Origin of the sequence: Streptomyces nanshensis (assembly GCF_001751255.1) — a bacterium.
In the GTDB taxonomy this organism is placed as follows: Bacteria; Actinomycetota; Actinomycetes; order Streptomycetales; family Streptomycetaceae; genus Streptomyces; species Streptomyces nanshensis_A.
Window position 1 is genome coordinate 7,347 of record NZ_LJGW01000186.1, and the last position, 8,284, is coordinate 15,630.

At 71.8% G+C, this 8,284-nt stretch carries 5 protein-coding genes; 3 read left to right on the top strand and 2 right to left on the bottom strand.

What is annotated here, in order from left to right; all coding sequences use genetic code 11:
* Positions 1–165 precede the first annotated feature (165 nt).
* The 3 genes from AN218_RS11270 (at position 166) to AN218_RS11280 (ending at position 6,217) form a co-directional block, all read left to right on the top strand.
* Positions 166–1,395, top strand: coding sequence for a trypsin-like serine peptidase (locus tag AN218_RS11270; RefSeq protein ID WP_070016684.1), 1,230 nt, complete (start codon positions 166–168; stop codon positions 1,393–1,395).
* Positions 1,396–1,631: 236 nt separating this feature from the next.
* Positions 1,632–2,825, top strand: a complete 1,194-nt coding sequence (locus AN218_RS11275; RefSeq protein WP_070016688.1) for a trypsin-like serine peptidase — start codon at positions 1,632–1,634, stop codon at positions 2,823–2,825.
* A gap of 257 nt (positions 2,826–3,082) precedes the next feature.
* A complete protein-coding gene (locus AN218_RS11280; protein ID WP_070016689.1) occupies positions 3,083–6,217 on the top strand; it encodes an AfsR/SARP family transcriptional regulator in 3,135 nt (1,044 codons plus the stop codon).
* A 77-nt stretch (positions 6,218–6,294) separates the two neighbouring features.
* Here AN218_RS11280 and AN218_RS11285 read toward each other — a convergent pair whose 3' ends face one another.
* Together AN218_RS11285 and AN218_RS11290 are read right to left on the bottom strand one after the other, a co-directional pair.
* On the bottom strand, positions 6,295–7,134 hold the full coding sequence (locus AN218_RS11285; RefSeq protein WP_070016691.1) for an ABC transporter permease: 840 nt from the start codon (positions 7,132–7,134) through the stop codon (positions 6,295–6,297).
* Positions 7,131–8,132: an ATP-binding cassette domain-containing protein gene (locus AN218_RS11290; RefSeq protein ID WP_070016693.1), complete on the bottom strand. Its 1,002-nt coding sequence runs from the start codon at positions 8,130–8,132 to the stop codon at positions 7,131–7,133. Before AN218_RS11290 ends, AN218_RS11285 begins: the two co-directional genes overlap by 4 nt.
* Positions 8,133–8,284: the final 152 nt, after the last annotated feature.

Below are 8,284 nucleotides of genomic sequence, written 5' to 3' on the forward strand. Positions count from 1 at the left end.
GGAACCGTGGACCCTGCCGGGCCCGTCCCCCACCCCACGGGGCATAGTTCTCCCTGGCTTCGCCGGGGCGGCCCCGCTGCGGCCGCCCCGTGCGCGCCCGGCCCGCCGCCCGCGGCAGGCCGCGACAATTCAAGAGGTTCCAGGACATTCAGGGGGAGTTCATTCATGTCAGCCAACACCAGACGTGCCGGGGGACGACGTCCCGCGTTCGCGGCAGTTGCCCTCGTCGCGGCGCTGGCGGTGACCGCCACCGCGTGCGGCCCGGAGGACGACGACGCGGGCAGCAAGCCCCGGGCGTCGCAGTCCGCGGACGGCCAGGGCGGCGAGCAGAAGCTGGAGATCCCGGACGACCTGCGCAAGGACCTCCCCAAGGACCTGCCCTCGTCCCTGAAGGACCTCGACAAGTGGCGCAACGGTGAGTGGAAGAACTGGGACCGCGACGAATGGCTGCGCCGCGCCAAGGAGTTCGTGAACCCGATCATCGACGATCTGTGGGACCCGGACCGGATGAAGGACGCCGACGGGAACGACCGCAAGGTCGACGACGACGAGATCGACGACAGTGAGAGCGGCGGCAAGGGCGGCACCGGCGAGGACGAGGGCGTCACCGACCCCACTCCGGCGCGGGTGACGGCGAAGCCGGTGAAGCTGCCGTACACCAAGTCCAGCCCCCCGGTGGGCAAGGTGTTCATGGACACCCCGCAGGGCGCGATGGTCTGCTCCGGCACCGTGGTGACGGACCCGCAGCACCCGGGCAAGTCCAACCTCGTGGCGACGGCGGGGCACTGTGTGCACGCGGGCCGCAGCGGCGGCTGGTTCCGCAACGTCGTCTTCGTGCCCCGCTACAACCCCAAGGGTCTGAGCAACGCCCAGCTCTCCAAGGCGCCGAGGAAGCAGGTCGCGCCCGACGGCGTGTGGTGGGCGAGCTATGCGCGGACGACGGACTATTGGATCGCCAACGGCGCACGGACGGGCGGCAAGGGCGCGCCCCAGGACTTCGCCATGCTGAAGGTGCGTCCCGAGGACCGGAAGTCCGGCCCCTCCCTGGAGGAGACCGTCGGCAAGGCGGCGAAGATCAACTTCAACACGCCCCGGGTGAAGGCGATTCCGAGCCTCACGCCGCACGGCTACCCGGCGGCGCCGCCCTTCGACGGCACGAAGATGTACCGCTGCGCCGGCAAGCCGGGACGGCTCACGCTCGACGCGCGGCAGCCCACGATGTACCGCGTCGGCTGCACCATGACGGGCGGATCCTCCGGCGGCGGCTGGCTCAGTCCGAGCGGGCGGCAACTGCTGTCCGTGACGTCGATCGGGCCGATCGAGGGCGGCTGGCTCTCCGGGCCGCGCATCGGCAAGGAGGCCAAGGGGGTCTTCGACAGCATCGCCGCGAAGTAGCGGCGGCGGACGGGGAGTTCGGGGCCGTGTCCGGCACGGCCTTCAGGACGGCGGCGGCTTCGCGGAGGTCCGCCTGACGGACGGGGCGCATCGGTACGCCCGGAGCGCCCCGTCCGTCCGTACGTACGCCCGTACCGCTCCGGCACCCGGCCCGTCATATCCTTCCCAGGCCGTTCCGGCGGCGCTCCCCGGTCCGGCCCGGGGTCTCACGTTCTTCATCCCAGGGGGATCTCTCCATGTCATCGATACGCAGGCACGACCGCCGCCGTACGGTCGCCGCGGCGGTCACCGTCCTCGCGGCCCTCTCGTTCACCGTGACCGCCTGCCAGTCCGGCGGCGACACGGACGCGGACGCCAGGCCGTCCGCGTCGCAGTCGCCCACCGAGGATCTGGGCATTCCGAAGGACCTGCCCAAGGACCTGCCCTCGTCCCTGAAGGACCTCGACAAGTGGCGCGACGGCGAGTGGAAGAACTGGGACCGCGACCAATGGGTCCGTGAGGGCTCGAAGTTCGTCAACCCCTACATCAAGGACCACTGGAAGCCGGACCGTATGGACAAGGCGGAGGACAACGGCAAGCGCGTCCCCGAGAACGTCGAGGCCGCCTCCGGCGCGAGCGCCACCGGCCCTGAGCCGCGCCCCGTCAAGGCACGCGGCGTCGCCACTCCGTACACACGGCACGCGGCCCCCGCGGGCAAGGTCTTCATGGACACCCCGAAGGGCCCGATGGTCTGCTCGGGCACGGTCGTGAAGGACCCGCGCAACCCCGGCAAGTCCAACCTCGTCGCGACCGCGGGGCACTGTGTGCACTCCGGACGCAGCGGCGGCTGGCTGCGCAACATCATGTTCGTCCCGGCGTACAACAACCGCGGTCTGTCGCCGTCGCAGGTGCAGAACGCGCAGCCGCAGGACGTCGCCCCGTACGGACAGTGGTGGGGCGAGTGGGCGCAGACCAGCGACTACTGGATCAGGAACGGGGCGGCCTCGGGCGGCGGCGGCTCGCAGCAGGACTTCGCCGTGCTGCACGTACGTCCCGAGCGTCCGGCCGGGAAGTCGCTGGAGGAGACCGTCGGCGCCGCCGTGAAGATCAACTTCAATGCCCCGGACGCCGATCGCTTCTCCGGGCTCAGCACATACGGCTATCCCGCGGCGCCGCCCTTCGACGGCGCGAAGATGTATAGCTGCACCGACAAGCCCGGCAAGCTGACGATCGACGACTCGCAGCCCGCCCTCTACCGGATCGGCTGCACCATGACGGGCGGCTCCTCCGGCGGCGGCTGGTTCATGAAGGGCGCGGGCGGCGACCCGGAGCTGGTGTCGGTCAACTCGATCGGCCCGCAGCCGGCGACATGGCTCGCGGGACCGCGCCTGGGGCCGACGGCGAAGAACGTCTTCGACGAGATCAGCAAGAAGTACGCCGGACGCAACTGACGCCGGCGCGGGGGCACTTCGCCCCCGTACGCCCACCGCACACCGCACAGGCCACGGCCCGCCTCCCCCGTCCGACGGGGAGGCGGGCCGTGTGCCGTCGGCCCGTGCGCCGGCGACCCCGTCCGCAGGTGTCCGCAGGCGACGGGCGGGACGTCCGACGGTCCCCGGTCGCTCACGCATCCGCGGACCCCGCAGCCCCCGCTCCCCGCCGCCGCCAGGCCCGGCACACGTCTTCTGTGGGCTTTTAGACTGGCTGCGTGCCGATCGTCCTGACGTTGCTCGACGGGGTGCGCTGGCAGGGCGAACCCGTCGTCGGCGAGCGCCCTCAAGCCCTGCTCGCAGCGCTCGCGTCCGGCACCGTGGTACGCGCCGAGCGGCTGATCGAAGCGGTGTGGGCCGACCACGAGCCCGCGGCCCCGGGCAAGGCGCTACAGGTCCTGGTCTCCCGTACCCGAGCCGCGTGCGGACCGGAGTCGGTGGTGCGCGACGGCGACGGATACCGGCTCGGCCTCCGCCCTCACCAGGTCGACGCGCTGGTGGTCCGGTCGGAGACCGCGGCGGCGAGGGCCGCCGTGACGAGCGACCCCACGCGGGCGGCCGAGCACGCGCGCGCCGCACTCGCGCTGGGCGGCGGCCTCACGGTCCCGGGCGAGGTGACCGGCCCACTCGCCGACGTACGACGGGAGGCGGCCGGAGACCTCCGGGCCGCCCGTACCGTGCTGGCGCAGTCGACGAGCCGCAGCGGGTCGCACGACGAGGCGCTGCCGGCGCTGGAGGAGGCCGTCGCCGAACGGCCCGACGACGAGGCCCTGTTGGCCGATCTGCTGCGCAGCCTGGCGGCCGTCCGCGGCGGCGCGGCGGCCCTGGACCGCCTGGAGGGCTACCGGTCCGCCCTGCGCGAGCGGCTCGGCACCGACCCGGGTCCCGAGTTGCAGCGGCTCCACCGCGAACTGCTCTCCCGGGACAGCCCGGTGCGCGACGGCCTGCGCTACGAGGCGACCGAACTCCTCGGACGCACGGGCGACATCCGCCGGCTGCGCGCCGCGACGGTGGCCTCGCGGGTGGTCTCGATTCTCGGCCCGGGAGGGCTCGGAAAGACCCGGCTCGCCCACGTGCTCGGGCGCGACGCCCCGCAACCGGTCGTGTACTTCATCGAGTTGGTCGGCGTGACCGCCGCATCGGACCTGGTCGGCGAGGTGGGCTCGGCGCTCGGGGTCCGCGACTCGGTCAGCGGGAGGCGGGCGCTGACGCCGGAGCAGCGCGCCGACGTCCGCGCGCGGATCGCCCAGCACCTCGACCGGGCGCCCAGCCTGCTGATCCTGGACAACTGCGAGCACATAGTGGCCGCCGTGGCGGATCTCGTGGCCTATCTGGTCGCCACGACCCGCGAGCTGCGGGTGCTGACCACGACGCGGGCTCCCCTGGCGATCGCGGCGGAGCGCGTCTACCCGCTCGGCGCCCTCGACGCCCGGGACGCGCGCGAGCTGTTCGCCCAGCGTGCCGTCGCGGCCCGCCCCGACGTCGTCCTCGACGAGGGCGCGGTCGCGGACATGGTCGCCCATCTCGACGGTCTTCCGCTGGCGGTCGAACTGGCCGCGGCCAAGGTCCGGGTGATGTCCGTCCCGGACATCGCGCGACGCCTGGAGAACCGCTTCGCTCTGCTGCGCGGCGGCGACCGCAGCGCGCCGGGCCGGCACCAGACGCTGCTCGCGGTGATCGACTGGTCGTGGAATCTGCTCGACGACGCCGAGAAGCGCGCGCTGCGCTGGCTGTCGGTCTTCCACGACGGCTTCACGCTCGACGCCGCGGAGCGGATGCTCGGTCCGGACGCGCTGGAGGCCGTACAGAGCCTGGTGAACCAGTCGCTGCTCACGGTCATCGAGTCCGGCGCGGGCGTGCGCTACCGGATGCTGGAGACCGTACGCGAGTTCGCCAAGATGCAACTGATCGACGTCGGTGAGGACGGAGCCGCCCTGGCGGCACACCGTGACTGGGCGGTCGACTACGCCGCGGGGCACGTCCCCGGGCTGTTCGGGCCCGAGCAGTTCGAGGTGGTCGACGCCCTGCGGTCCGAGGAGATGAACCTGGCCGACGTGCTCCGGCAGGCCCTCGCCGAGCCGGACCCGGAGACCGTGGTGCACGTGCTGGCCGCGCTCGGGATGTACTGGTCGATCCTGGGCAGCCACGGACGCGTGATCGTCCTGGCCGGGGCGGTCGCCGACACCCTCGAATCCTGGAGTCCGTCGCCGGAGATCGCGGAGACGGCCCGTATCGCACTGGTCGTGACGCTGAGCAACGCACTGATCGGGATCGAGGAGAACGCCGAGCCGATCCGGACGCTGCTGCGGAAGCTGGGCCCCGGCGAGGAACCACGGGTGGCGGCGATGGTGCGGGTGATGACGGAGTACGCACCGGGCGGCCTGCACGAATTCGCCCGCCGGCTCGAGGAGTTCACCGCCTCGGACGACCGGCACGTCGCCGGGGTCGCGCTCCAGTGGCACAGCCATGTGCTGGAGAACACCGGAAACCCCGAGGGAGCCGTGACCGCTGCCGAGCGCGCGCTCACCCTTTCGCGGGAGAGCGACGGACCGTGGGCCGCGGCGACCCTGCGCACACAGCTCTCCCAACTGGAGATGCAGCTCGGCCGGGTGCCCTCCGCGGTCGCGCACGCACGTGCCGCGCTGCCGGTGCTCCTCCGTCTCGGCGCGAGCGACGACATCCTTCAGCTCCGGTCGCTGCTCACCCTCGCCGCGATCACCGAGGGCGACCTCGACCGTGCCAGGAGCGAACTGGCCCGGATGCACGACGTCGAGGAGTCCGAGCACATCTTCGGCGGGCGGCTCGTCATCGCCATGAGCCAGGCCGAACTCGCCCTCGCCTCCGGTGACCACGACTCCGGCCTGGCGCACTACCGGACCGCCGTCGGCCAGGTACGCGATCTGCGGCTTCCGGGAGTCCCCGCGACCGGTCTCGAACCGTGGCTGCTGGTCTGCGAGTCGAACGCCCTGACGGCGTACGCGCGTTACTCCGTGCCGGAGCACGGCGAGTACGCCACCGCGCTGTTCCGCACGTGCCGGGAGCGGACCTCCCGGGTGCTCGACCCGGCGTACGAACAGCTCGACTATCCGGTCGCCGGCATGGTGCTGTTCGCGATGGGCGCCTGGGGCCTGCTGCAGGACGCGCTCCCGGCCGACGACGCCGTCCGGCTGCTCGCGTACGCCGACCGCTTCGCCTACAACCGGTGGGTGCCGACGATGGCGTGGGAGTGGATCGCGCCGTACGCGGAGAAGAAGTCCGCCGGCCGACTCGCGGCGCTGAAGGCCGAGTTCGGCGAACGACGCGGACCCGAGCTGCGCGAGGAGACCCGGAGGTTCGTCGGGCAGCTCGGGTGACGGACGTCGCGCGCCGCATGACGCGTCACGACGCCTCACGACACGTCACGACGGGGCGGTACACCCCCGGCGCCGGCTCACAGGTGGCGCTTGTAGCTGCGTACCGACAGCGGCGCGAAGACCGCGATCACGACGGCGCAGGCCAGCAGAGTCAGCCAGACCTGGTCGCTGACGGCGCCGCGGTTGGCCAGGTCGCGCGCCGCGGAGACCAGATGCGAGACCGGGTTGACCTTCACGAACGCGGCCAGCCAGCCGGGCAGCGAGTCGACCGGCACGAACGCGTTGGACAGGAACGTCAGCGGAAAAAGGATCATCATCGAGATCCCCTGCACGCTCTGCGCGCTCCGGGCGATCGTGCCGACCCAGGTGAACGCCCAGGCCAGCGACCAGCCGGTGACGACGGCGAGCAGGAGCGCGGCGAGGACGCCGACGGCACCGCCGTCCGGCCGGTAGCCGATCAGTATGCCGATGGTGAAGGTGAGTACCGCCGCGATCGCGTACCGCAGCAGATCGGCGACCATCGGCCCCGCCAGCGGCGCGATCCGGGCCATCGGCAGGGACTTGAACCGGTCGAAGACGCCCTTGTCCATGTCCTCGCGCAGTTGCACACCGGTGGCCATGCAGGTGGTCAGCACCGTCTGGGCGAGGATGCCGGGGATCATCAGCGGCAGATAGCTCTGCACGTCGCCGGAGATCGCGCCGCCGAAGATGTAGGCGAACATCGCGGTGAACAGGATCGGTTGGAGCGTCACGTCGAAGAACTGCTCCGGGTTGCGGCGCATCTTCTTCGTCGCCCGCCAGGCCATGCTCAGGGTCTGGCTGACGGTCTCCTGAAGGGTCGTGTGCCTCCGGGTGCGCGCGACCAGGTCCATCGGGTCTCCGATGGGATGGCCGGGCGCGGTGACGGTGGTGGTCATCGTGCGGTCTCCATGGCGGGCTCGTCGGTACGGGACTCGTCGGTCGTCTCGGCGTCCTGGCCGGTGTCGTGACCGGTGATCGCGAGGAAGACCTCGTCGAGGGTGGGCCTGTCGACGCTCACCGAAGCGATCGAGACGCCGGCCCGGCGCAGGCTGACCAGGACGTCGGCTGCTCCGTCGGCCTCGGCGAGGGCGACGTTCATCCGGCCGGACTCCGGAGTGAGCACCGGCTCCTCGTGCAGCAGGCGTCGTACGACGTCGACGGCGAGCGCCTGGTCGGCGTTCGCGGCCAGTTGGAGTTGCAGGGTCGAGTTGCCGACCGAGGACTTCAGCTCGTCCGGGGTGCCCTCCGCGACCTTCCGGCCGCGGTCGATGACCGCGATACGGTCGGCGAGCTGGTCGGCCTCGTCCAGGTACTGCGTGGTCAGCAGGACGGTGCAGCCGTCGGCCACCAGGCCGCGGATCGTGTCCCACATCTGTCCGCGGGTGCGCGGATCGAGCCCCGTGGTCGGCTCGTCGAGAAAGATCAGCGGCGGGCGGCTGATCAGGCTGGCGGCGAGGTCGAGCCGGCGCCGCATACCGCCGGAGAACTTCGAGATCGCCTTGTCGGCGGCCTCTTCGAGAGCGAACTGACCGAGCAGGCGCTCCGCGGTGGCGCGCGCCTGCTTCGCGGGTACGCCCTGGAGCCGGCCGAAGAGCCAGAGGTTCTCGCGGGCGGTGAGGTTCTCGTCGACGGAGGCGTACTGCCCGGTGACGCCGATCAACTGCCGGACGCGGTGCGGCTCCCGGCGGACGTCGACGCCGAAGATCTCCGCGTGGCCCTCGTCCACCGACAGCAACGTGGCGAGCATCCGCAGGACCGTGGTCTTGCCGGCTCCGTTGGGTCCGAGGACGCCGAAGATCTCTCCGCGGCGCACTTCTAGATCGATGCCGTCGACGGCGCGGAACCCGCCGAAGGTCTTCACCAGACCGGACGCCTGGACTGCGTGCTTGCTCATCGTCGCTCCCTCGTGACCGGGATCGAGCGGTCACGAAGGAGACTCTGGTCCCCGGCGGTTTCACGGCGCCTTCACGGGGTTTCACCGGGTTGCCCCGGCGGCCGCGCGGCGACCCGCCGACGACTCCGGCCCGGCGGGCACGGCAAAGGCCG

Coding starts and splice junctions, on each gene's coding strand:
- AN218_RS11270 (WP_070016684.1), top strand. CDS start 166: ATGTCAGCCAACACCAGACGTGCCGGGGGACGACGTCCCGCGTTCGCG.
- AN218_RS11290 (WP_070016693.1), bottom strand. CDS start 8,132: ATGAGCAAGCACGCAGTCCAGGCGTCCGGTCTGGTGAAGACCTTCGGC.
- AN218_RS11285 (WP_070016691.1), bottom strand. CDS start 7,134: ATGACCACCACCGTCACCGCGCCCGGCCATCCCATCGGAGACCCGATG.
- AN218_RS11275 (WP_070016688.1), top strand. CDS start 1,632: ATGTCATCGATACGCAGGCACGACCGCCGCCGTACGGTCGCCGCGGCG.